This window comes from Candidatus Symbiothrix dinenymphae, assembly GCF_001431085.1.
Window position 1 is genome coordinate 1 of sequence record NZ_BBRU01000202.1, and the last position, 662, is coordinate 662.

The following is a 662-nucleotide window of genomic DNA, read 5'->3' on the forward strand; positions in this document are numbered from 1 at the left end:
CTCCGAGATAGAACCCCTCTTGCACATACGCCGCTTTCAACTTCGGAAATTCCGTTCCTGCCGATTGCGTGAATGCTTTGATGAGCTTTGCAGGGCTGTTGGCATTGTTCGAAAACATGATTGCCGTGTTGCCTGTCAAAGCCGGGTTCAATTGGGAGAAGTCTGTTTCCAATTGGTCAAGGGCTTTCTTAAACAAGGTGTTTTTGACCATCACCAGTTTAATGTCCTCCTTGGTACACCGTCTTCTCAACGCACCGGTGTTGGCAGCATTAAGTGCCGTCAAGTCAGTGAGATAGAAGTTTGTGTACTGTGCTACTGTGGTCGCAATTTGTGCGATTACGGTTGATTTATCTTCCTTTTTCATCTTCTTTTAATCAATTTAAATTTTCGTCAACCGATTTGATATCAATCTTGATACCCGGACTCATTGTACTCGAAAGATAAAGACTCTTCATGTAAACACCCTTTGCCGCAGATGGTTTCATCCTGTTGATAGTTGCAATGAAGTCTTTGGCATTTTCGCGAATTTGCTCCGGCGTGAATGAAACTTTACCGATGGAAACGTGAACAATTCCGGTTTTATCCACTTTGAAGTTGATTTTACCTTGTTTCACTTCCTTCACCGCGGTGGCTACATCATTGGTCACAGTACCGCTTTTGGG

The 662-nt window shown here is 43.8% G+C and carries 1 protein-coding gene and 1 pseudogene; both read right to left on the reverse strand.

Going from position 1 to position 662, the window contains the following annotated elements:
* Positions 1 to 364 (reverse strand): 50S ribosomal protein L10 (gene rplJ, locus ASC50_RS02860; RefSeq protein ID WP_056928670.1); only part of this gene is annotated, 364 nt, incomplete at its 3' end.
* Between the two features lie 10 nt (positions 365 to 374).
* Positions 375 to 662: pseudogene (locus ASC50_RS02865) on the reverse strand (50S ribosomal protein L1); the annotation flags it as partial.